This window comes from Streptomyces sp. ITFR-16 (assembly GCF_031844705.1).
Taxonomy (GTDB): Bacteria; Actinomycetota; Actinomycetes; order Streptomycetales; family Streptomycetaceae; genus Streptomyces.
Genome location: NZ_CP134609.1, coordinates 7,807,807 through 7,829,664, shown reverse-complemented (window position 1 = coordinate 7,829,664; position 21,858 = coordinate 7,807,807). Strand labels below are relative to the sequence as shown.

The 21,858-nt window shown below is 71.2% G+C and carries 20 protein-coding genes; 12 read left to right on the top strand and 8 right to left on the bottom strand.

All coding sequences use genetic code 11. The features are described 5' to 3' along the window. The first annotated feature begins 162 nt into the window (after positions 1-162). The 8 genes from RLT58_RS34645 to RLT58_RS34610 all read left to right on the top strand — a co-directional run bounded on the left by RLT58_RS34645 (position 163) and on the right by RLT58_RS34610 (position 8,687). Positions 163-1,416 (top strand): glycosyltransferase family 4 protein, encoded by a 1,254-nt coding sequence (locus RLT58_RS34645; protein ID WP_311314746.1) that lies wholly within the window; start codon positions 163-165, stop codon positions 1,414-1,416. Then, positions 1,413-2,258: a hypothetical protein gene (locus RLT58_RS34640; protein ID WP_311314321.1), complete on the top strand. Its 846-nt coding sequence runs from the start codon at positions 1,413-1,415 to the stop codon at positions 2,256-2,258. Before RLT58_RS34645 ends, RLT58_RS34640 begins: the two co-directional genes overlap by 4 nt. Before the next feature lie 304 nt (positions 2,259-2,562). Then, positions 2,563-3,324, top strand: a complete 762-nt coding sequence (locus RLT58_RS34635; protein ID WP_311314320.1) for a DeoR/GlpR family DNA-binding transcription regulator — start codon at positions 2,563-2,565, stop codon at positions 3,322-3,324. 183 nt (positions 3,325-3,507) lie between these two features. Continuing rightward, a complete protein-coding gene (locus RLT58_RS34630; protein ID WP_311314319.1) occupies positions 3,508-4,872 on the top strand; it encodes an ABC transporter substrate-binding protein in 1,365 nt (454 codons plus the stop codon). A gap of 53 nt (positions 4,873-4,925) precedes the next feature. Continuing rightward, entirely contained in the window at positions 4,926-5,849 is a 924-nt protein-coding gene (locus tag RLT58_RS34625) for a carbohydrate ABC transporter permease (protein ID WP_311314745.1), read from the top strand. Then, positions 5,846-6,736 carry a carbohydrate ABC transporter permease gene (locus tag RLT58_RS34620; protein ID WP_311314318.1) on the top strand — a complete coding sequence of 297 codons (891 nt, stop codon included), beginning with the start codon at positions 5,846-5,848 and terminating at the stop codon, positions 6,734-6,736. The genes RLT58_RS34625 and RLT58_RS34620 overlap by 4 nt, the downstream gene beginning before the upstream one ends. Further along, positions 6,733-7,722, top strand: a complete 990-nt coding sequence (locus tag RLT58_RS34615) for a zinc-dependent alcohol dehydrogenase family protein (protein ID WP_311314317.1) — start codon at positions 6,733-6,735, stop codon at positions 7,720-7,722. The genes RLT58_RS34620 and RLT58_RS34615 overlap by 4 nt, the downstream gene beginning before the upstream one ends. Positions 7,723-7,751: 29 nt before the next feature. Further along, entirely contained in the window at positions 7,752-8,687 is a 936-nt protein-coding gene (locus RLT58_RS34610) for a PfkB family carbohydrate kinase (RefSeq protein WP_399131995.1), read from the top strand. A gap of 60 nt (positions 8,688-8,747) precedes the next feature. On the opposite strand, the gene RLT58_RS34605 is transcribed toward RLT58_RS34610, so the two are convergent. Beyond that, the gene (locus tag RLT58_RS34605) at positions 8,748-10,049 is read right to left on the bottom strand and encodes an MFS transporter (protein WP_311314315.1); all 1,302 of its coding nucleotides are present in this window, start codon (positions 10,047-10,049) and stop codon (positions 8,748-8,750) included. Further along, on the bottom strand, positions 10,046-10,582 hold the full coding sequence (locus tag RLT58_RS34600) for an ArsR/SmtB family transcription factor (protein ID WP_311314314.1): 537 nt from the start codon (positions 10,580-10,582) through the stop codon (positions 10,046-10,048). The genes RLT58_RS34605 and RLT58_RS34600 overlap by 4 nt, the downstream gene beginning before the upstream one ends. A gap of 384 nt (positions 10,583-10,966) precedes the next feature. Between RLT58_RS34600 and RLT58_RS34595 the strand changes: the two genes are divergently transcribed. Beyond that, positions 10,967-12,559 (top strand): RICIN domain-containing protein, encoded by a 1,593-nt coding sequence (locus RLT58_RS34595; RefSeq protein ID WP_311314744.1) that lies wholly within the window; start codon positions 10,967-10,969, stop codon positions 12,557-12,559. A gap of 60 nt (positions 12,560-12,619) precedes the next feature. Here the strand turns inward: RLT58_RS34595 and RLT58_RS34590 are convergent, their stop codons facing one another. The 4 genes from RLT58_RS34590 to RLT58_RS34575 form a co-directional block, all read right to left on the bottom strand. Further along, on the bottom strand, positions 12,620-14,443 hold the full coding sequence (locus RLT58_RS34590; RefSeq protein WP_311314313.1) for a glycoside hydrolase family 2 protein: 1,824 nt from the start codon (positions 14,441-14,443) through the stop codon (positions 12,620-12,622). A gap of 70 nt (positions 14,444-14,513) precedes the next feature. Beyond that, on the bottom strand, positions 14,514-15,413 hold the full coding sequence (locus tag RLT58_RS34585; protein ID WP_311314312.1) for a carbohydrate ABC transporter permease: 900 nt from the start codon (positions 15,411-15,413) through the stop codon (positions 14,514-14,516). 2 nt (positions 15,414-15,415) lie between these two features. Continuing rightward, on the bottom strand, positions 15,416-16,354 hold the full coding sequence (locus tag RLT58_RS34580) for a carbohydrate ABC transporter permease (RefSeq protein WP_311314311.1): 939 nt from the start codon (positions 16,352-16,354) through the stop codon (positions 15,416-15,418). Between the two features lie 22 nt (positions 16,355-16,376). Continuing rightward, positions 16,377-17,750 (bottom strand): extracellular solute-binding protein, encoded by a 1,374-nt coding sequence (locus tag RLT58_RS34575; RefSeq protein ID WP_311314310.1) that lies wholly within the window; start codon positions 17,748-17,750, stop codon positions 16,377-16,379. A gap of 268 nt (positions 17,751-18,018) precedes the next feature. Here RLT58_RS34575 and RLT58_RS34570 point away from each other — a divergent pair, with 268 nt between their 5' ends. The 3 genes from RLT58_RS34570 to RLT58_RS34560 all read left to right on the top strand — a co-directional run bounded on the left by RLT58_RS34570 (position 18,019) and on the right by RLT58_RS34560 (position 20,511). Next, positions 18,019-19,089 (top strand): LacI family DNA-binding transcriptional regulator, encoded by a 1,071-nt coding sequence (locus RLT58_RS34570; RefSeq protein ID WP_311314309.1) that lies wholly within the window; start codon positions 18,019-18,021, stop codon positions 19,087-19,089. Positions 19,090-19,202: 113 nt separating this feature from the next. After that, positions 19,203-19,730 (top strand): ferredoxin family protein, encoded by a 528-nt coding sequence (locus RLT58_RS34565; protein ID WP_311314308.1) that lies wholly within the window; start codon positions 19,203-19,205, stop codon positions 19,728-19,730. A 232-nt stretch (positions 19,731-19,962) separates the two neighbouring features. Then, on the top strand, positions 19,963-20,511 hold the full coding sequence (locus tag RLT58_RS34560; protein ID WP_311314307.1) for a hypothetical protein: 549 nt from the start codon (positions 19,963-19,965) through the stop codon (positions 20,509-20,511). A 187-nt stretch (positions 20,512-20,698) separates the two neighbouring features. On the opposite strand, the gene RLT58_RS34555 is transcribed toward RLT58_RS34560, so the two are convergent. Both RLT58_RS34555 and RLT58_RS34550 read right to left on the bottom strand, forming a co-directional pair. Further along, on the bottom strand, positions 20,699-20,965 hold the full coding sequence (locus RLT58_RS34555) for a DUF4235 domain-containing protein (protein ID WP_311314306.1): 267 nt from the start codon (positions 20,963-20,965) through the stop codon (positions 20,699-20,701). Beyond that, complete coding sequence (locus tag RLT58_RS34550; protein ID WP_311314305.1) at positions 20,962-21,423, bottom strand: DUF3618 domain-containing protein; 462 nt, start codon at positions 21,421-21,423, stop codon at positions 20,962-20,964. The genes RLT58_RS34555 and RLT58_RS34550 overlap by 4 nt, the downstream gene beginning before the upstream one ends. Positions 21,424-21,858: the final 435 nt, after the last annotated feature.

The following is a 21,858-nucleotide window of genomic DNA, read 5'->3' as shown; positions in this document are numbered from 1 at the left end:
GGGCCGGCGCATCACGGATGTGCCGGCCATGACCCCTCGCAGTCCTGGCTGCGCGCGGTCCACCGTGACCGCAGGCCGGTGGTGACGTGCTCCGTACCGGCCGCACTGATGCGGTGGACACGCGCGGGCAACCTTCCGCAGGTGCCGACCGTCCTGTACGGCATGAAGATCTCGTTTCTCTTACACAATGCATATGGGATCGGAGGGACGATCACTACGACGTTCAACTTGGCCCGAGCGCTGGCCGATCGGCACGATGTGGAGATCATCTCCGCGCTCCGGAACCGGGAACGGCCGAGCTTCGCCCTCGACCCGCGCGTGCGGCTGCGGCCCCTGGTGGATCTGCGGCACGAGAAGGACGACCCACGGCATCTGACACCGGCGAAGATCTTCCCCTCGTCCGAGTACCGCTACCGGGAGTACAGCGCGCTCACCGATGAGCGCATCGGCGAGGCGCTGGCGTCGCTCGACACCGACGTCGTCGTGGGCACCCGGCCCGGCCTCAATGTGCACCTGGCTCTCCAGGCCCCCGCGCGGGCGGTGCGGGTCGGGCAGGAGCACCTCACGCTCGACCACCACCCGCCGCGGCTGCGCAACGCGCTGCGCCGGGCCTATCCCCGTCTGGACGCGATCACCCCCGTCACGGAGGCCGACACCGCCGTCTACCGGCGCAAGATGCGGCTGCCGGGCGTACGTGTGCAGGCGCTGCCCAACAGCGTCCCGGCCCCGGCCCTCGCGCCGGCCGACGGCTGCGGGCGCATCGTGGTGGCCGCCGGGCGGCTGGCGCCCGTGAAGCGGTTCGATCTGCTGGTCGAGGCCTTCGCCCCGGTCGCCGCGGCGTATCCGGACTGGACATTGCGCATTTACGGCAGGGGCGAGGAGCAGGAGCGGCTGCGCGCGCTCATCGACCGGCTCGGGCTGTACAACAACGTCTTCCTGATGGGCGCGGTGACTCCGATGGAGGCCGAGTGGGTCAAGGGTTCGGTCGCGGCGGTGACGTCCGACTTCGAGCCCTTCGGCATGACCATCGTCGAGGCGATGCGCTGCGGGCTGCCTGTCGTGAGCACGGACTGTGCGTACGGCCCCGGCGAGATCATCGCCCCCGGGGAGGACGGTCTGCTGGTTCCCGTCGGAGACCGGGACGCGCTGGCCGGCGCTCTGCTGGATCTCGTGGGCAACGACGAGCGGCGCCGGCGCATGGGGCGTACCGCGCTGGAGAACTCCCGGCGCTACGGCCCCGCTCCCGTCGTGGCGCAGGCCGAGCGGCTGTTCGAGGAACTGGTGGCGGCCCGGGTCGACGGGCGGGCGGTGGGCGGGTCGGACCGTTCCTTGACGAGCAGCGGGTACGCGGCCAGGGACACCATGCTCATCGCGGCCGGCAGTGTCGTGAGGGCCGCACGGAAGGCGCGACGATGAGTGGCCGTGAGGGTGAGGGCATGAACGGGCCGGCCGAGAAGCCCCTGGGGGAAGTGTCGGTGCAGGAGGGAGGGCGTCTGCTCGTGCGCGTCCGGCTGCCGCTGCCCGCCACGGCACGTCCCCGGCTGCTGCTTCGGCTGCGGCCGAAGAAGGGGAAGCCGGAAGTGACCGGCCGCTCTCTCGATCTGGAGCCTGCGGAGCAGGGCTGGTGGCGGGCCGTGCTGGAGGCGGACCCGGCTCTTGAGGAAGGCCGCTGGGATGCCTACGTCGTGGGCGCGCCGGGGGCGGATCGCGCGCCGCTGCTGCCCGGTCCGCGCGATCTGCGCACGCTCGTGTCCGGTGGGGGCGACGTGTCGGCCGCGCCGGTGACGGTCCGGGTCCCGTATGCCACCAAGGACGGCCGGCTCGCTGTACGGGCCTGGCGGCGCGCCACCCACGCGGAGGCCGGCCGCATCGTCGTCGCGGGTGACTCGATGACCGTGGCGGCGCGGCTGTTCGGCGCCCGGTTGGGGGACGGCGCGGCGGTGGCGCTGAGCCGGCGGGGGCGGGATGCGGCGGTACGGCAGGCCGACGTCCGGGCCGAGGGAGACCAGGACTTCTCGTTCACTGTCGGCTACAAGGACCTCTTGGTGGACGGCGGGGGGCCGGTGGTCTGGGACGTGTTCGTTCGCCCGGCCGCCGGTGCGGCGCGGATCCGGGTGGCCCGGCTGCTGGACGACATCGCGGACCGCAAGACGGTCTTCGTCTATCCGGTCGCCACGCTGGGTGAGGTGTCGGTGCGTCCGTACTACACCCTCGACAACGACCTCTCTGTGGAGGTGGCACCGCTGCGGCCGCGGTGAGCGGCAGGGCGCGGGTGGTGTGTCGGGAGGGCCGGGGGAAAGCGGGCAGCAACTCGGGCTCCGGCGGCAGACGGTCGACCGGTACGGGCGCCGTTCGGGCAGGGTCAGCGCGTGGATCGGGCGGCGGTCCGCGCGGGTACAAGCGGTTGCTGCGGCGTGACCAGCCCGTTCGGCCTTCGTGAAACGGGCACGATCGGGCACAGGCGTGCTGGTGAAGAGCCTGGTCGCCATGGGTGCCTTGCTTGTACAAACGACTCATGAGCCCGAACGGGGCCCGAGTCGCAGCAACACAGGGAAGTGTGCCGTGGACACCGATGAGCGCCGACGAGAGATCCTGAACATCGCCCGCCGCGACGGGTCGGTGGAAGTCACCGCGCTGGCCGGGATGCTTCAGGTGGCCAAGGAGACCGTCCGGCGTGATCTGCACACCCTGGAGGAGCACGGTCTCGTACGCCGTACCCATGGCGGCGCCTATCCGGTGGAGAGTGCGGGGTTCGAGACGACGCTCGCGGCGCGTACCAGTCGGCTCGTCCCGCAGAAGTCCCGGATCGCGGCGGCCGCTGCCGACCTTCTCGGCGATGCGGAGACGGTGTTCGTCGACGAGGGGTATACGCCGATGCTCGTCGCGGAGGCGCTGCCCAGGGACCGGCCCCTGACGGTGGTCACCGCGTCGCTCGCCGTGGCGACGGCCCTCGCCGACGCGGAGAAGATCACCGTGCTGCTGCTCGGGGGCAGGCTCCGGGGTTCCACGATGGCGACCGTCGATCACTGGACGACGCGGATGCTCGCCGGCTTCGTGATCGACCTTGCCTATGTGGGGGCGAACGGGATCTCCCGTGAATACGGTCTGACCACGCCCGACCCGGCTGTCAGCGAGGTCAAGGCGCAGGCCATGCGCAGTGCCCGCCGCCGGGTCTTCGCGGGAATCCACACCAAGTTCGGGGCCGTGAGCTTCTCCCGTTTCGCCGAGGTCGGCGACTTCGAGTCCATCGTCACGGACACGGGCCTGCCCTCGGCCGAGGCTCAGCGTTACTCGCGCCTCGGTCCGCAGGTCATCCGCGTCTGAAGGCCTCCGGCGCGCCCGCGCGGCGTGCCCTGCGGGAAGCAGCCGCGGTCTTCGTCCCGCAGTCTTCGGCCCGGGTGCCCGGTCCCCCGGCCCCCGGTCCCCCGTCACCCCGTCCGGCCACCTCGGGCACGTGACATGCACCTTACAAATCATCCCTCGATGACGAGTGATCAGGAGAACCACATGCGTCACCTTCAGGAACGTCGAAGCAGGCTGAGTGTCCGTCTGGGCGCGGGCGCCGCCGTCACCGTCCTGCTCGCCGGGTGCAGCGGCGCGGGCGGCGGCAGTTCGTCCGGGGACAGCGAGTCGATCAACGTGCTCATGGTGAACAACCCGCAGATGGTCGAGTTGCAGAAGCTCACCGCGGCCAACTTCACGAAGGAGACCGGGATCAAGGTCCGCTTCACGGTCCTGCCGGAGAACGACGTACGGGACAAGATCACCCAGGACTTCTCCAACCAGGCCGGGCAGTACGACGTCGCCACCATCAGCAACTTCGAGGTCCCGTTCTACGCGAAGAACGGCTGGCTCCACCCGCTCGACGAGTACACGGCCAAGGACAAGGCCTTCGACCAGAGCGACATCCTCAAGCCGCTCCAGGAATCCCTCACCGCCGAGGACGGCAAGCTCTACGCCGAGCCGTTCTACGGCGAGTCGTCGTTCCTGATGTACCGCAAGGACGTCTTCGCCGAGAAGAAGCTGAAGATGCCGGAGAAGCCCACCTGGCAGCAGGTCGCCGACCTGGCGGCCAAGGCGGACGGTGCGAAGAGCGGGATGAAGGGCATCTGCCTGCGCGGGCTGCCCGGCTGGGGCGAGGTCATCGCCCCGCTGACCACCGTCGTCAACACGATGGGCGGCACCTGGTTCGACAAGGACTGGAACGCGAAGCTGGACTCCCCCGAGTTCAAGAAGGCCGTCCAGTTCTACGTCGACCTGGTGCGCGAGCACGGCGAGGCGGGTGCGCCCCAGGCCGGCTACGCCGAGTGCCTGAACAGCATGACGCAGGGCAAGACGGCCATGTGGTACGACGCCACCGCGGGCGCCGGATCGCTGGAGGCCTCCGGCTCCCCGGTCAAGGGCAAGGTCGGGTACGTCGCCGCGCCGGTCGAGAAGACCGACAGCTCCGGCTGGCTCTACACCTGGGCCTGGGGCATGCAGAAGGCGTCCAAGAAGACCGACAGCGCCTGGAAGTTCATCTCCTGGGCCTCCGGCAAGGAGTACGAGAACCTCGTCGGCAAGACGATCGGCTGGCCCAACGTGCCCGCGGGCAAGCGCGCCTCGACGTACGCCAACAAGGACTACCTGAAGGACGCCTCCGCGTTCGCGAGCGTCACCCAGCAGGCCATCGCCGGTGCGAACCCGCGTGACCCGGGCACCCAGCCCCGGCCGACCATCGGCATCCAGTTCGTCGACATTCCGGAGTTCACCGACCTGGGCACCAAGGTCTCGCAGGAGATCAGCTCCGCCATCGCCGGCCGCCAGTCGGTTGACGACGCGCTGAAGGCCTCGCAGGCGCTCGCCGAGAAGGTCGGCAAGGAGCAGAAGTGAGTGCATCGGTCTCCACCCCGGAGCTCATCCCGGCCGGCGCGACCGGCCCCTCCGTGCCCCGCAAGACCCGCAAGGTCCCCGGCCGGGCCCGTGTCTGGGCGACCCGTGCCCCGTTGCTGCCCGCCCTGATCTTCCTGATCGCGGTGACCCAGCTTCCGTTCGTGGCGACGCTCGTGGTCTCGTTCTTCGACTGGAACTCGCTCGCACCCGACAAGCGGAGCTTCAGCGCGCTCTCCAACTACGGTGAGGTGTTCAGCGATCCGAGCCTGCGGGACTCGGTGCTCACCACGGTCCTGCTCACGGCGAGTGTCGTGATCGTGAGTGTCGTGCTCGGGCTCCTTCTCGCCCTGCTCCTCGACCGCAAGTTCCTCGGCCGGGGGTTCGTCCGCACGCTGCTGATCACCCCCTTCCTGCTGGTGCCCGTCTCGGCGGCGCTGATGTGGAAGCACGTGCTGTACAACCCCGAGTACGGCCTGCTGAACGGGGGCTGGGCCTGGTTCACCGGACTGTTCGGCGTCGACGGCGCCGCCCAGCCCGACTGGATCTCCGACATGCCGCTGACCGCGGTCGCGGCGGCTCTCGTCTGGCAGTGGACCCCGTTCATGATGCTCATCCTGCTCGCCGGGCTGCAGAGCCGGTCCGCCGAGCAGATGGAGGCCGCCCGGCTGGACGGTGCGAACGCCTGGCAGATGTTCTGCTACCTCACGCTTCCGCATCTGCGCCGCTACCTGGAGCTCGGCGTCCTGCTCGGCTCCATCTACATCGTGCAGAACTTCGACGCGGTGTTCACCATCACCGCCGGCGGGCTCGGCACGGCCAACCTGCCCTACACGATCTATCAGACCTTCTACCAGGCTCACGAATACGGACTGGCCAGCGCCGCAGGGGTGGTCGTGGTGATCGGCACCATCGTCGTCGCGACCTTCGCCCTGCGCGTGGTCTCGTCCCTCTTCCGTGAGGAGGCGGGCCGCGCATGACCACCCTGACCGCTCCGCGCAACCCCGCGACCGGCCGTCGCCACCACGCCGGGGCGACGAGAAGGGGCAGGCGACGCTCCACCGCTCTCGGTCTGCTCGCCTGGGCCGTCGCCGTCATCTTCTGCGCACCCGCGCTCTGGATGCTGCTCACCTCCTTCCACTCGGAGGCCGACGCGGCGACCAACCCGCCATCGCTCGGCGCGCCCCTCACCCTCGACGCCTACCGGGTGTTCTTCGGTGCCGGCGGAGGCGCGAGCCCCTGGCCTCCGCTGATCAACTCCGTGACCGCGTCGGTGTTCTCCACGCTCTTCGTGCTCGTGCTGGCCCTCCCCGCCGCGTACGCGCTCTCCATCCGGCGCGTGGAGAAGTGGACGGACGTGATGTTCTTCTTCCTGTCCACGAAGATGCTGCCGGTGGTGGCCGGGCTGCTGCCCGTGTACCTGTTCGCGAAGAACACCGGGATGCTCGACAACATCTGGTTCCTCGTCATCCTCTACACCTCGATGAACCTGCCGATCGCGGTGTGGATGATGCAGTCGTTCCTGGCGGACGTGCCGGTCTCCATCATCGAGGCCGCCCAGGTCGACGGGGCCCGGCTGCCCACCGTGCTGGCCAGGGTGGTGGCCCCGGTCGCCGCGCCCGGGATCGCGGCCACCTCGCTGATCTGCTTCATCTTCAGCTGGAACGAGCTGCTGTTCGCCCGGGTGCTGACCGGGGTGACGGCCCAGACCGCACCGGTCTTCCTGACGAGCGTCGTCACCAGCCAGGGGCTCTTCCTCGCCCAGCTGTGTGCCGCGTCCGTCGTCGTGTCCCTGCCGGTGCTCGCCGCCGGCTTCGCCGCTCAGGACAAACTCGTCCAGGGCCTTTCTCTTGGAGCTGTCAAATGAGGGCTGCGATCATCGAGTCCATCGGCAAGGTGTCCGTCGAGACCGTCCCCGACCCCACTCCGGGCCCCCGGGACGTGGTCGTCGCTGTCAAGGCCTGCGGACTGTGCGGCACCGATCTCCACATCCTGCAGGGCGAGTTCGCGCCCGCGCTGCCGATCATCCCCGGTCATGAGTTCGCGGGCGAGATCGTGGAGACCGGCTCCGAGGTGACCGAGCTGGCCGTCGGCGACAAGGTCGCCGTCGATCCGTCGCTGCACTGCCACGAGTGCCACTACTGCCGCAGCGGTCGCGGCAACCTGTGCGACAACTGGAACGCGATCGGGGTCAGCAAGCCCGGCGGAGCCGCCGAGTTCGCCGTCGCACCGGTGGCGAACTGTGTGAAGCTCCCCGACCACGTCGACGTGAACAGCGCGGCGCTGATCGAACCGCTGTCCTGTGCGGTGCGCGGCTACGACGTGCTGAAGTCCACGCTGGGCGCCGAAGTGCTCATCTACGGTTCCGGCACCATGGGCCTGATGATGCTGGAGCTCGCCAAGCGCACCGGCGCGGCCTCCGTGGACGTGCTGGACGTCAACCCCGACCGGCTGACCACCGCGGTCAAGCTCGGCGTCTCGCGCTCGGCGGCCTCGGCCGAGGAGTTGGAGACGGTTCGGGGCTGGGACGTCGTCGTCGACGCCACGGGCAACGCGGGCGCCATCCAGGACGGGCTCGGCCGGGTCGCGAAGGGAGGCACGTTCCTCCAGTTCGGGGTCGCGGACTACGCGACGACCGCCGTCATCGAGCCGTACCGGATCTACAACCAGGAGATCACCATCACCGGCTCGATGGCGGTGCTGCACAGCTACGAGCGCGCCGCCGCGCTGTTCGCCTCCGGGGTCATCGACCCCGCGGTCTTCATCAGCGACCGGCTGCCGCTTGAGCGGTATCCCGAGGCCCTGGATCGGTTCAAGGCGGGCCTGGGCCGCAAGATCGTGGTCGAGCCGTGACGGCGGACACAGCCGATGCCGTGCTGGTGATGGGTGAGGCACTCATCGACCTGGTGCCGTCCGCGGACGACGCGGGCACGCACCGGGCGCAGCCGGGCGGGGCGCCCGCCAATGTCGCTGCCGGTCTGGCCCGGCTGGGCACGTCCAGCTGGTTCGCGGGAGCACTCGGCGGGGACGGATTCGCCCGTCTGATCGAGGAGCGGCTGGTCGCCGCCGGTACGCGGCTGGACCTGTGCGGGCGCTCGGAGCTGCCCACCGCACTCGCGGTGGCGGACCCTGGCCCCGACGGGACCGGCTACCACTTCCACCTGCACGACACGGCGACCTTCCGGATGCCGGAGCGTACGGCCGATGCGGCCCGGTTCGGGGCCGTGTACGCGGGCGGGCTCGCCGCGGTCGTCCCGCCGGCGGCCGATGCGGTGGCCGCGACCGCCCGCGCCGGGGCGCGGCACTCGGTGCTGGTCGTCGACCCCAACGTCCGCGAGGACCGCACGCTCGGCGGCGCCACCGGGCGCCGGCTGCGGGAGCTGTGCGAACTGGCGCAGGTCCTCAAGGTCAGCGACGAGGACGTGACCGCGCTCTGGCCGGGTACGGCTCCCGAGGAGACCTGTGCCCGGCTGGCCTCCAAGGACCGCCTGGTGGTCCTGACCCGGGGTTCCGCCGGAAGCACGGCCTTCACCCGGGACGGGGGCTCGCTGTCCGTGCCCGCCGTCCGGGTCGAGGTGGTCAACACCATCGGCGCGGGAGACGCGTTCATGGCGGCGGTGATCCACTGGCTCGGCGAGGCCGGAGCGTTCCGCGACGGCGGCGCCGTGCGCCTCTCGCCCGGCCGGGTCGCGGACCTGCTGGCCTTCGCCTCGCAGGTGGCCGCGACCGTGGTCGCGCAGTCGGGGACGGAGCCGTCCCGGCCGGAGCCTGGCCGCATCGCGACGCGGGTCGGTGCGGGCGCGGGCTCGCCGGGCTGAGGGACCGGCGCGGGGCACAGGCGCCGGGCCGCATGCGCATCGTCGCGCATGCGGCCCGGATCACGCACCCGAAGCCTGACCGGCGTCGGCCCGAACGGGATCCGAGGACTTTGGGTGAGGTGCCTCATCGGCCGGCGCTGCGGCACGCAGCGCCGCCTCGACCTGACGGTTGCTGGTCATCGTCGAGGTGACCGCCGTCATGGTGAGCAGGAGGCCGGCGGCGGCGTAGAGCGGGGTGCGTACGTCGTAGGCGGTGGCCAGCCAGCCGCCGAGAAGGGCGCCGAACGGGGCGGCGCACATCGCGAGCATGCGGGAGGTGGAGGCCACCCGGCCCATCAGCCGGGCGGGGACGATCGCCTGCCGGAGTGAGGGGCCGAGCACCATCGTGGCGCCCATGCCGGCTCCGCAGACGGCGAGCGCGAGACCGGCGACGTACGGGTCGGGAGCGGCGGCGAGGCCGAGGATGGCGAGCCCCTCGGCCGCCGCCGTGCACGTCAGCGCGGTGCCGGTGCCCAGTCGTCGGCCGAGGAAGGAGGCGATGCCCGCGCCGAGCAGGCCGCCCGTGGCCTCCGCCGTGAGGAGCAGCCCGAAGCCGAAGGTACCGATGCCGAGGCGTTCTCGTGCGAAGAGGGCAAGGACGGTCTCCACGGCGAGGAACGCGATGTTCCCGACCGCCGGACGCAGCGCGAGCCCGAGCAGCAACCGGTTCCGGAAGACGTACGCGGCGCCGGCCCGTGCCTGTCGCAGCAGCGACTCACGGGCCTGCGGTACGGGCCGGGGCGCGGCCGGCAGCGACCGTACGAGCAGCGCGGACAGGGCGAAGGACACCGCGTCGGCGAGCAGCGGGACGGCTCGCCCGAGCGCGAGCAGGGCGCTGCCCGCAGGCGGCCCCGCGAAGCCGGACATGGCGGTCTGGGCGCCGCGCAAGCGAGAGTTGGCGCGCTCCAGGAGTGCGGGTTCGCGGCCGAGCAGACCGGGCAGGTAGGCCGTCGCGGCCGTGTCGAAGAAGAGTCCGCCGAGGCCGAGCAGGAAGGCGACGGCCGCGAGGAGCGGAATGCTCAGCGCGTCCAGGACGGCCGCTGCCGCCGGTATCACGAGCAGCGCCGCACGCGCCGCGTCCATGACCCACATCGTGCGCCGACGGTCCCAGCGGTCCACCAGCGCACCGCCGAGCACCCCGAAGAGCAGCCACGGCAGCGTTCCGGCGGCCGTGACGACGGCGAGCGCCATCGGGTCCCGTGTCAGTGTCAGGGCGAGCAGCGGCAGCGCGGCATGGGACACCCCGTCACCGAGCGAGGACACCGTCTGCGCCGTCCACAGCCGTCCGAATCCGGTCGGCAACTTGCCCGCATCCGATGTCACTTGGCGTCTCCTTCGGCCTGCTCGCGCGATGCGGGGTGGAACAGTGCGAAGACGAGCGACGCGTCCGGCAGCGACGGGTCCGACAGCTCCCGGTACTCGTCCGCCAATGCCTCCAGCCGCTGCCCCAGCTCCGCGAACTGCTCTTCGGTGAGCCGCAGATGCGCCATCCGTACGTGCCGCTCCGCTTCCGGCGCCGCCTCCAGGTCCGCCACCGCATGCCGCATCAGCAGGTCCGGACCGCCCTCGCCCGGATCCGGCAGCACGATCGACCGGGCGGCCATCGCGTAGTACCGCTCGGTGACCCCCCGCACCTTCCGCGTCCGCACCACCTTGACCAGGCCGGCCCGTTCCAACAGCCGTACGTGGTAGCTGGAACTCCCCTTCGCGAGACCCACGCGCTCGGCGATCTGCGTAATCGTCGCGGGTTCGAAGCGGAGCACGGCCATGATGCGGTGGCGCGTGAGGTTGGAGACCGCGCGCAGCTGCTCGTCGGTGGTGACGTGCAGCGCCTCGGGGAGATCATCGGTAGGCATGCGCGCAATGGTCAACGATTCTTGACCATTGCGCAAGGGGATTCGCCCGGGTCGCACCCCTGCGGCCGCCAAAGACGCGGGGCGTCCGGGAGTGCACGCCTGTTTACATCGATGTACATGCGGCTCTACTGTGGCGCCGCCAGCAGGCCCGTACGCCCCCGTGCACCACTGACGTCAAAGCGCCTCGCCCTTGCGCAGATCCGAAGCGATGACAGCCGCGGCTCGTGCCGCGGTCCCCCTGTCACGCCTCCGTGCCCCCAGGGAAGGAAGCCTGTGCTCTCGCTCTTCTTACATCGAACGCCCCGCCCCGGAAGTCAACCCGTCTCCCCCGGACGCCGCCGTGCCCGGTGGGCGGCGTATGCCGTGGTCGCGGATCTGGCCACGATGCTGGGCCTGTCGCTCGGGCCGGCGGCGGCCTCGCCCGCATCCCCCGTCGCCTCCGTCTCGGCCACCGGCACGCCCCTGGGCAGCGGGACCGGCCTCTATCCCCGGGCCATCCGGCTCGAGCACAGCGGAGCCGCCAACGGCCGGGTGCTGGCGAGCGTCGTGACGTTCGACGGCGACAACGGTGTCGGCGCCATCCATGAGAGCACCGACGCCGGAGCGACCTTCCGGCAGGTGGGCAGGGTCGCCGACCCGGAGTCGGCCGGCGGGCAGGGGCTGTGCTGCTCCACGCTGTTCGAACTGCCCCGCCAGGTCGGCGCGTTGCCCCCGGGAACGCTGCTGTGGGCGGCCTCGGCCGGGCAGGACGAACCGGACCGGCGCATGGCCCTGCGCATCTGGAAGAGCGGCGACGTGGGCCGCACCTGGTCCTACCTGTCCTCGTGCGCCACCGCCGCCGGGACGGGCGGGCTGTGGGAGCCGGAGTTCTCCGTGGCCGCCGACGGCGCGCTCGTCTGCCACTACGCCGACGAGACGGACCCGGCCCACAACCAGAAGCTCGCCGCGGCCCGCAGCTACGACGGGGTCAACTGGCAGGACAGGCGCAACACGGTGGCCGGCGCCTGGGAACCGGACCGGCCGGGCATGCCCGTGGTGCGCAAGCTGCCGGACGGCACGTACTTCATGAGCTATGAGATCTGCAATCCCGGCGGCCAGTACCAGTGCGTGGTGCACTACCGCACCTCTGCGGACGGGTGGGACTGGGGCGACCCCGCTTCGCTGGGGTTCCGCCCGGAGACCGTGGACGGCAAGTACTTCCGCGCCGCGCCCACCATCGCCTGGGCGCCCGCGCCCGGCGGTGGACCGAACGGCCGGATCCTGCTCGTCGGCCAGCAGCTCCTCAACCGCGACGGCACGCCCGCGGCGGACAGCGGGCGCACCATCCTCGCCAACACGGAGAACGGCACGGGTCCGTGGTACGAGATCGAGGCCCCGGTACGGGTCACGGCACCGACCGCGACCTACTGCCCCAACTACAGCTCACCGCTGCTGCCCTCGGCGGACGGCCGTACGGTGCTCGAGATCGCGACGGACTGGGACGGCAGCGTCTGCCGTCCGTACGTGGCCACCGGCCCGGTCACCGGCAGCGGGGACGCGGCCGGAGTCGCGGACGGGGCGCTGTACCGGCTGGTGAACACCAACAGCGGTCACTGCCTGGACGTGGCCGGTGACTCCCGTGCCGCAGGCGGCAACGTCCAGCAGTGGACCTGCAACGGCCTGGGCCCGCAGGAGTGGACCCTGCGGGCGCGCGGGGGCGGGGACTTCACGCTCACCGGGCGCAACAGCGGCCTCTGCCTGGATGTGGAGAACGGTTCCGCCACCCCCGGTGCGAACGTCCGCCAGTGGAACTGCAACGCCCAGCCGGCGCAGGACTGGCGGTTGGAGAACGCCGGACGGGGCTACTACCGCCTTGTGGTGAAGTCCGCCGGGCAGTGCCTGGACGTCGCGCAGGGCTCCCGTACGGCGGGGGCCAATGTCCAGCAGTGGACGTGCAACGGCCGGCAGCCGCAGCTCTGGCGGCTCGAACGGCTCTGAGACACGGGAGACGAGGGTGCCCGCCCCGTGCGGGATCGGGCACCCTCGTCCTCGGACCGGTCAGCCGGCGTGCGGCCCCTCGATCGCGGCGGGCCGCAGCTGGGCCTCCCGGACGCGGGCGACGTCCAGCTTCGTGCCCCGGTCGAAGCGGTAGACGCCGTTCTGCTCCTGGAAGACGTCGGTCAGCTGGGTGTAGCAGTAGCCGAACATCTCCGGATCCTCCAGCAGCACGCCGGTGAGCCCGGCGAAGCGCTCGTGGAACTCGTCCTCGGTGCGCACCCGGTCGCCGTACCCCCAGGAGACCGTGCGGTCGCTGCCGGACTGCTCTGCTGCGGCCTCCGGGTCCCACCAGATCCCGCCGAACTCGCTGACGAAGTACGGCTGGCCCCGGTACGGCTGCGAGTAGGCGGCGCCGTTCTCGTAGGCGTTGACGAAGGGCTCGCCCTTGGCGAGTCCGGACACGAGCTCGCGGAAGGCGGCCGGGTCCTGCTCGTAGGTGTGGGAGTCGTAGATGTCCGTCTCCAGGACCCGGTGGGAGTAGCCGGAGGCGTCGACCACCGGGCGGGAGGTGTCCATGGCCTTGGTGGCGAGGAACATCGCCCGGGTCACGTCGTCGAGCTGGGTGATGCGGTCGTGGAGCTTCTGGTACGTCTCGTTCAGCGGGCACCAGCCGATGATCGAGGGGTGCGAGTAGTCGCGTTCCACGGCTTCGAGCCACTGGGCGACGAAGGAGGCGTCGGGCCGCTGGTTGTCGCCCGAGGACCCGCCGGTCTCGCAGCCCCAGTCGCCGAACTCGCCCCAGACCAGGTAGCCGAGCCGGTCGGCGTGGTACAGGAAGCGCTCCTCGAAGACCTTCTGGTGCAGGCGGGCCCCGTTGAAGCCGGCCTCCATGGCCAGTTCGATGTCGCGGACCAGGGCCTCGTCGGAGGGGGCGGTCATCAGTCCGTCCGGGTACCAGCCCTGGTCCAGGACGAGGCGCTGGAAGCGGGGGCGGCCGTTGAGGAGCACCGCCCTGCCCCGGATGCCGACGGCGCGCAGGCCCGCGTAGCTCTCGACGGTGTCGGCCGCTTCGCCCGCGGCGTCCAGGAGTTCGAGCCGCAGGCCGTAAAGGAAGGGGTCCTCGGGGCTCCACTCGCGGCGCCGGTCGTGCGGGAGGGCCAGGTGCAGGCGCGGTGCCAGGTCCAGGTCGGCGCGCGCCTCGGCGCGGCAGACCTCGCCCGCTTCGTCGCTGAGGACGGCGCGTACGCGGTGGCCGGGGCGGTTGGCCGAGAGGGGCAGTTCGAGGGAGAAGGCGGCGCCGGCCAGGTCGGGGGTGATGCGGGGGCGGCGCAGGTGGGTCTCCGGGACCGGTTCGGCCCAGACGGTCTGCCAGATGCCGGTCGTCCGGGTGTAGTTGCAGTCGTGGTTGGCGTACTGGGTCGCCTGCTTGCCCCGGGCCTGGGGGCCCGACTTCGGGTCGCGGGCGCGGACGGTGATCTCCACTTCCCGGCCGGCCGGGGCGAGGTCGCCGAGGTCGGCGGTGAAGGGGGTGAAGCCGCCCCGGTGGCGCACCACTTCGGTGCCGTCCACCCAGACGGTGGTGTCGTGGTCGACCGCGCCGAAGTGCAGGAGCACCCGCCGGCCGGCCCATTCGGCGGGCGGGGTGAAGCGCCTGCGGTACCAGACGGCTTCCAGGAAGTCGGTGTCGCCGACGCCCGACAGTGCGGACTCGGGGGCGAAGGGCACGAGGATCTCGCCGGTGAGGTCGCGGTCGAGGAGTCCTCGTTCGAGGCCGCTGTCCCCCTGGTCGGTCTCGAACTGCCAGGTCCCGTTGAGGTTGAGCCAGTCGCGACGGACGAACTGCGGTCGCGGGTACTCCGGACGGGGGACGGAGGGGGTGTGCACAGGGGCTCCAGTCTGGATGGTGGGGGCGGCCGGCCGGGAGGCCGGCGCGCGGGACGGGGAATGGGTGGGGTCAGGTGCCGCCGAGGCCGGTGGTGGCGACGGAGTTGACGATGCGGCGCTGGAAGAGGAGGAACATCACGATCAGCGGGAGCGCCGCGAGGAGGGCGGATGCCATGGACTGGGCGTACTGGATGCCGTAGGCGTCCTTGACGGTGGCGAGGCCCACCGGGAGCGTCATGAGGTCCGGGTCGTTGGTGACGATGAAGGGCCACATGAAGTTGTTCCAGGCCCCGATGAAGACGAAGATCGCGACGGCCGAGACGATCGGGCGGGACAGCGGGAGCACGATCGACCAGAAGACCCGGAGTTCGGAGGCCCCGTCGATGCGGGCGGCGTCCTCCAGTTCGCGGGGGATCCCGTCGAAGAAGCGCTTCAGGATGAAGACCATCATGGGGGCCACGACCTGCGGCAGGATGACGGCCGCGTACGTGTCGACCAGGTGGAACATCGTCATCTGCTCGAAGAGCGGGACGATGAGCAGCTGCGGCGGGACCATGATCGCGGCGACGGTGAGGGCGAGGAGGGTGCGCCTGCCCCGGAAAGTGCCCCGGGAGAATCCGTACGCGGCGAGCGTCGAGACGGCGACGGTGAGCGCGGTGACCAGGGCGGCTGTCAGGACGCTGTTGAAGGCCCAGGTCGGAACGTTGCCTCGGTCCAGGATCTGCCGGTAGGCGGAGAGTGTGAAGGCTCCCTTGAACGGCGACAGTCCCGACTTCATCACGTCCTGCTCGCTCTGCACCGAGGTGGCGACCGCCCAGAGGAGGGGCAGCAGCCAGGCGGCGGCGAAGACGGTCAGCGCGGTTCCGGCGAGCACGCGGGGCAGCCGTCCGTGGCCGAGCAGCAGGGGCGACCCGGGCTGCTCGGGGCGTGGCCGGCGCGGTCGGCGGACGGGGGTGGAGACGGCGGACACGGTCAGCCCTCCTGACGGAAGAAGCGGAGCTGCACGACGGAGATGACGATGACGATCGCGAAGAAGACGTAGCTGACCGCCGAGGCGTAGCCCAGCCGGTATCCGGTGAAGCCGACGTCGTAGACGTACTCGAGGATCGGCCGGGTGGAGCCGTTGGGGCCGCCCTTGGTGAGGATGTAGATCTGGTCGAACACCTTGAGCGAGGCGAGCACCTGGAGCATGGCCACGAGGACGGTGGTGTGGCGCAGCTGGGGCAGGGTGACGGACCACAGCCGCCGCCAGGCGCCGGCCCCGTCGAGGGCGGCGGCCTCGTCGTAGGTGACGGGCAGGGACTGCAGGGCGGCGAGGTAGAGCAGGAAGTTGAAGCCGACGGTCCACCAGACGGTGAGGGCCGCGACGGACCACATGGCCACCGACTCGTCGGAGAGCCAGCCGACGGGCTCCATGCCCAGGGACGTCAGCAGCTGGTTGCCGAGGCCGATGTCGGGCTGGTAGAGCCACGTCCAGATGAGTGTGACCACCGTGACGGGGAGCAGGTACGGGGCGAAGTAGGCCAGCCGCCACACCCATTGGCCGGCGAGGCCGCTGTGGACGAGAAGGGCCATGGCCAGGGCCACCAGGACGAGCGGTACGCAGGAGATCACGGTGAAGAAGACGGTGTTGCCGAGGCTGCTCCAGACGTCGGGGTCGCCGAACGCCTCGGTGTAGTTGGCGAAGCCGACGAATTCGGTGTCGCGCAGGCTGAGCGAGGCGTCGGTGAGGCTCATCCAGATGCCCTGGACGACGGGCCAGACCAGGAAGAGCCCGAAGAACACCAGGAAGGGCAGGACGAACAGCCCGCCGCCGCCCGTCAGGGAGAGGCGGCGCCGGGGCGCGGCTGTGGTGTCGGACGGGGGCTGGTGCGCTGGTGCCGTGGTTCCGGCGGGCGCGGTGGTGGTCACGATGCGGCTCCTTCGGCTGTCGTCAGGCGACCGGGTTGGGCCGGCGCAGCAGGGTGTCCGCTTCCCGGACCATCTGCCGTACCGCCTTCTCGGCGGAGGTGTTGCCGAGCAGCGCCGACTGGAGCGGCTGGCACATGCGGTTCTGAAAGTTGCCGCCGGCGCCGGCGAACCAGTTCGGCGGGTCGAGTACGGCGATCTCGCCGGCGGCCGCGTAGGAGGACTGGGGGTCGAGCCGGGCGTACTGGGGGCGGGCCTGTACCGGCAGGAAGGCGGGGATGTGTCCGGCGCTCGCCCAGGTCAGGCTCTGTTTGACGATCTCGGCGATGTACCGGTGGGCCTCGCGGCGGCGGGCCGGGTCGGGGTCGTCCTGGTGCGGGGTGACGAAGCTGTGCGAGTCGGCGTAGACGGCCGGCCGGTCGAAGACCTGCGGGAAGGGGGCCGCCCCCAGGTGCTTGATGCCGGACTTGCGGAACGTCGGCAGTTCCCACTCCCCCGCCATGATCATGCCGCCGCGGCCGTCCATGAAGGCGGCCATCGCACCGTTGTAGTCGAGGTTGTTGGGGTTGGTGCGGCCGTCGAAGAGCTGCTTCATGAAGCTGACGACCTTCACCGCGGCGTCGATGTCGATCTTCGGCGGGCCGCCGTCGGGGAGGGTGAAGGAGGCGCCGGTCTGGGCGTACAGCGCGGCGAACTGGCGCCAGCTCTGGGCCGTGTCGGTGACGTGTCCGAAAAGGACCCCGGACTTGCCGGTGACCTCGGCGAGCTTCTTCCCGGCGTCCAGGAACGCTTCGGGCGAGCCCATCGGTGCGAGGTGGCCGGACGGGTCGAGCAGACCGGCCTTGTCGGCGGCGTCCTTGTCGTAGAAGACGATGAACGGGTGTACGTCCAGGGGGATTGCGTAGACCGTGCCCCGGTGCTGGGCACGCTTCCACACGGCGGGGGCGAAGTCCTTCTCGGCCACGCCGAATTCGGCCAGGAGGTCCAGGTCGAGGGGGTCGAGCAGGCCGCCGGGGGCGTATCCGGCCAGGCGGGACAGGTGCAGGACGGCCACGTCCGATGCCCGGCCGCCGGCCGCCGACATGGCGAGCTTCGTGTAGTACGAGGGCCCCCAGTCCAGGATCGTCCGGTCCACGTCGAAACCGTGGGGCCCCCGGGAGACGGCCGCAATCATCTCGTCCATCAGCATGCCGTCGCCGCCCTGGAACAGGTCCCAGACCTTCAGCGCGGAGGCCTCACCGGCGCGGGCCGGCGAGGCGCAGCCGGTCAGCGGGCCCCCGGCCAGCAGCGCCGCCGCTCCGGCCGTCCCGTACCGCAGCAGCCGGCGGCGGCCGATGCCGGCCGGCCGGCCGGGGTCCCAGGCGCCGGGCAGCCCGCGGGCAGGAGGTGCAGAGTTCATCACTGACCTTTCGACGGCCGGAAGACGTGCCCGGCCGATGGCAGGGGCCATCGGCACGGCAGCCGTGGGCCGCCCGTGCACATCGGGGTGATCCGCACCGGGTCCGCCGGTGCGGTGACCTGTTTTTACATCGATGTACATTGGCTGTAAAGAGCTGTGTCATCACCTGTGCCGGATGCACCCCCTCGTCCGACGCTCCGGAAGCGTCCCGGGCCCCCCGGAAGGCACCGCATAGACTCGGCGCGAACCAGGGGCGGGGAGGTTGCGGGTGGCACGGCCGAGGATCAAGGACGTCGCACGGCATGCGGGGGTGTCGGAGAAGACGGTGTCCAACGTGCTCAACGACTACGTCCACGTGTCCGACCGGACCCGGCGGGTGGTGCAGGAGGCGATCGACCACCTCGGTTACCGCATCAACCTCGCCGGGCGGCATCTGCGCAGCGGGCGGACGGGCATCATCGCGCTGGTGGTGCCGGAACTCGACGTCCCGTACTTCGCGGAACTGGCCCGGCACGTCGTCCGGGAGGCCGAGAGCCGCTCCCTGACCGTGCTGATCCACCAGTCGGGCGGGGACCGGGAGCGGGAGCAGGCGGCGCTGGGCGGTTTCGGTTCGGACTTCGTGGACGGTGTCATCCTCAGCCCGCTGGCTCTCGCGCCGGAGGACCTGCGCGCGCATGCCGGACCCCCGCCGACCGTCCTGCTGGGCGAGCTGCTGACCGAGGGCGCCGACCATGTGGCGATCGACAACGAGCGCGCGGCCCGCGAGGCGACCGAGCACCTGCTCGCGCTGGGGCGCCGGCACATCCTCGCCGTCGGCGGACGGGACGACGGGTACGTCGGCACCGCTCAGGCGCGCGCCCGCGGTTTCCGCCTCGCGCTGGCCGGGGCGGGTCTCGCGCACGATCCGGCGTCCCTGCTGCCGGTGGCCGCGTTCCACATGGGTGACGGGGAGGCGGCCGTGCGCCGGGTACTGGACGAAGGGATCCGGCCCGACGCCCTGCTGTGCCTCAACGACCAGCTGGCGCTGGGGGCCTTGCGGGCGCTGCACGCCTACGGGGCGCGGGTGCCCGAGGACGTGGCCGTCATCGGCTTCGACGACGTCGAGGGCGGCCGGTTCAGCGTGCCGTCCCTGAGCACGGTCGCCCCGCACAAGGAGGCGGTGGCCCGGGTCGCGGTCGATCTGCTCCTTCGCCGCATCGACGAGGCCACCCGCCCGGAGCCGGGTCCGGGCGGCACGGGCCGGCCCGGTTCGGCGCGCCCGCAGGACCGCGTCGTGGCACATCGGCTCGTCCTGCGCGAGAGCACGGAGGGAGCCGTGGGACCCGGCGGGGTGTGGTGAGCGCCGGGCCCACCGCGTACCCGCGTGCGTTGCCGCCGATGAGCGACCCGGCACCGTGAGAGGGCACCGGGCCGAGTCCGGTGGACGGTACGGCAGCTGGCTAACCTTGCGCCATGGAACTCTACTTCGATCCGGTACCTGTGCTCGGCGATGCGCGCGAAGCCTTCCGGGGCCAGTGGCCGGACCGGAAGTGGCTCAATGTGCCCGGACCGTTCTACGGGGCGGACACGGACAACTGTGGCACCGGCCGTATCCACGCGCCGGGGCTCGTGCTGTACGAGGCCGACCACTTCACCGAGTACGTGTACCGGCAGCCGCGGACGCCGGACGAGCTTGAGCAGTTGGTGGAGGCAGCAGTGGCCGAGGCGTTCTCCGGCTACGGCTGTGACGGCGACGCCCACTGGACGCCGGCGGCGGTGCGGGAATGGTGGCACGACCGGAGGCGGATCAGGGAGTATCTGGCGCGTCACCGAGCCGACTGGGAGGATGACGACGCGAAGGCCGGGCAGCGGGTGGCCGAGGCTGCCAGGAGCTACGCCGCTTACCTCGACGGCGAGTTGGCATCGCACCTCCGCGTCTATCTCTTCTGGCTCGAGGAGCGACGCTCTCCGACGGGAGCGGACCGCCTGCCGCAGCTCTGATGGCGGTGCGGAGCTGAGGCGTCTTCAGCTCCTGCGTGCCGACGTGCCGCCCTGCCCATGAGTGGCTGTCAGCGAGCGCTGGTTGTCTCCGGTACGTCGCGGACCTCGGCAAACGGACGTGGGATCCGTGTTCCGGGGTACGCGCATCATTCTCGCGCCGTGTCCTGCGGTCAGCGTGACGGTGTCGCTCGGCCGTTGGTGGTCGGCGGACGTACGGAAGACGTGGAACTGGATGACGTTGACGCACGGTATCTACGCGGCGGCAGGCATCGCCGTACTGCTCGCCGCTGTCCTCCCCCCTCTGGTCCGCCGGCGGGCCTTTTCCATGCCGATGGTGTTCCTCCTCGCAGGCGCGGCGGTCGCCCTGCTGCCGCTGGGCATACCCGTCGTGGACCCGGTGCACGACCGGGTCTGGGTCGAGCATGTGACCGAGGTCTGCGTGATCGTGTCGCTGATGGGCGCGGGGCTGGCGATCGACAGGCCGTTCGGGTGGCGTGCCTGGGCCGGTGCCTGGCGTTTCGTGGCGCTCGTCACCGGCCCGGTCGCTGTCGCCTCGGCCCAGGCCGGATGCCAGTACAAGGTCGTGTGGCCGACCGCCGGGGTGTACGAGAACCCGAATCCGAACAGCGTCGTCGTCAAGACCAAGTACGCCGGTGACATCGTCGGCGCTTCGACCTGCGAGGGCGCCTCGTACAACGAGTACGGCTATGTGCTGGTCACCACCGACGCGGCTGCCGACGGGCGGGGCTGGATACGCGAAGGAGCGGTCGTCGCTCTCTGACGGCCCCGTCGGGTGAGCCGCCCGTGTGGTGCACCTGCCCGCCCGGGCAGGTGCACCACACGGCTTACGGGTGGGAATGGGCAACGAGCCCGGTGGCATGTCGTGGGCCCGCCGGCTCTGGGTGGGCTGTGAGGGCTCTGTCCCGGTACGCATCCCATGCCGCCGGCGGCAGATCGGCGGCCGTTCCTCAGCCCGGCCAGGTTCCCGTCAAACGTCTCGTGGCCACGGCGCCCGAGCGCTGCACCGCGGCCTTGACCACAGCGAAGATCGCGCCCTGGACGGCGGCGGCGGTCAGGATCTGCTGCCAGGAACGATCCTCGTCCATGGCGTCGGGCGCGTCGCCCTCGCCTTCGATGATCTTCCAGGTCCGCTTGAACGCGACCCCCGCGACCAGACCGCCGGCGGCGCCCAAGGCCAGCCCGACCGGCTTGTAGGCGATCTCGGCCCCGTTCATCGGCGGCTGCGGCGCACCAGCAGCAGGGCCGCGAGCAGCACGCCTCCCGCGATGACCGGCGTGCGGTTGGCCTGGGCGAGAGCCGCGGCCTGCCCCAGCTTCTCGCGGAGCGGGTCGGGGGTCCTGGCCGCCGCGTAGTGCCCCGCCCGCCCGGTGCTTTCACGCACCTGCGCCGCCGCCTGGGTCGCCTTCGCGAGGATGGGGTCGGGCGTCGTCTCCTTCACCAGTCGCGCGGCCTGCCCGGCCTTCTCGCGGATCTGGTCGGAGACGAGCGCGGCCTTTTCAGCGGTCTGTTCCTTCACGGCAGTGGTCCTTTCCTTCGCCTGCGCCTTGATGTCGGCCTTGGCCGCCAGTGCCTCGATCGTCTGCCCGAGTTCGTCACGCGTACGCTCGACCTTTTCGCGCAACTCCTCGGGGGCGGGGTTGCGGCCGGCGCCGGTCCGGGGTTCGTCGGTCATCGGTGTGCCTCCGCCCTGATCTCGGCCGGCTCCGCCCTGAGCTGTCCTCGGTCCGTTCAGGTGGCCGGGGCTCCGGCCTCGTCGCTTCGCCTCGTGTGTACCCCGCCCTTGCACCCGTATCCGCTCCCTCCTTCGCCCGTCCACATTGGTCTCGCCCTCGCGTCGGCGGGAGGCTTGCCCCAGGTCGTCCCTGGCTGAGGACCACGTGCGGAGACGGCCTCCGGGCATGCGGCCCGAACGGGCGGCGGCTCGGCGGCTGCTTGGCGGCTGCTTGGGCGGAAGGGAGCGGAGGTGAGCGGTGAGGACGGGCTGCGGACCTATCGGGGAAGCGTCACTTCGAGCGGACCAGCGAGCCGAGCGGCGCGGCATGCGCTGCGGAGTCCCCCGTGCTCCCTCAGGCGGGGGACTCCGCGGACATGGCCCCGGCGGGTGGGC

Coding starts and splice junctions, on each gene's coding strand:
- RLT58_RS34640 (WP_311314321.1), top strand. CDS start 1,413: ATGAGTGGCCGTGAGGGTGAGGGCATGAACGGGCCGGCCGAGAAGCCC.
- RLT58_RS34560 (WP_311314307.1), top strand. CDS start 19,963: ATGACGTTGACGCACGGTATCTACGCGGCGGCAGGCATCGCCGTACTG.
- RLT58_RS34615 (WP_311314317.1), top strand. CDS start 6,733: ATGAGGGCTGCGATCATCGAGTCCATCGGCAAGGTGTCCGTCGAGACC.
- RLT58_RS34620 (WP_311314318.1), top strand. CDS start 5,846: ATGACCACCCTGACCGCTCCGCGCAACCCCGCGACCGGCCGTCGCCAC.
- RLT58_RS34595 (WP_311314744.1), top strand. CDS start 10,967: ATGCTGGGCCTGTCGCTCGGGCCGGCGGCGGCCTCGCCCGCATCCCCC.
- RLT58_RS34630 (WP_311314319.1), top strand. CDS start 3,508: ATGCGTCACCTTCAGGAACGTCGAAGCAGGCTGAGTGTCCGTCTGGGC.
- RLT58_RS34600 (WP_311314314.1), bottom strand. CDS start 10,582: ATGCCTACCGATGATCTCCCCGAGGCGCTGCACGTCACCACCGACGAG.
- RLT58_RS34645 (WP_311314746.1), top strand. CDS start 163: ATGAAGATCTCGTTTCTCTTACACAATGCATATGGGATCGGAGGGACG.
- RLT58_RS34610 (WP_399131995.1), top strand. CDS start 7,752: ATGGGTGAGGCACTCATCGACCTGGTGCCGTCCGCGGACGACGCGGGC.
- RLT58_RS34575 (WP_311314310.1), bottom strand. CDS start 17,750: ATGAACTCTGCACCTCCTGCCCGCGGGCTGCCCGGCGCCTGGGACCCC.
- RLT58_RS34550 (WP_311314305.1), bottom strand. CDS start 21,423: ATGACCGACGAACCCCGGACCGGCGCCGGCCGCAACCCCGCCCCCGAG.
- RLT58_RS34565 (WP_311314308.1), top strand. CDS start 19,203: ATGGAACTCTACTTCGATCCGGTACCTGTGCTCGGCGATGCGCGCGAA.
- RLT58_RS34555 (WP_311314306.1), bottom strand. CDS start 20,965: ATGAACGGGGCCGAGATCGCCTACAAGCCGGTCGGGCTGGCCTTGGGC.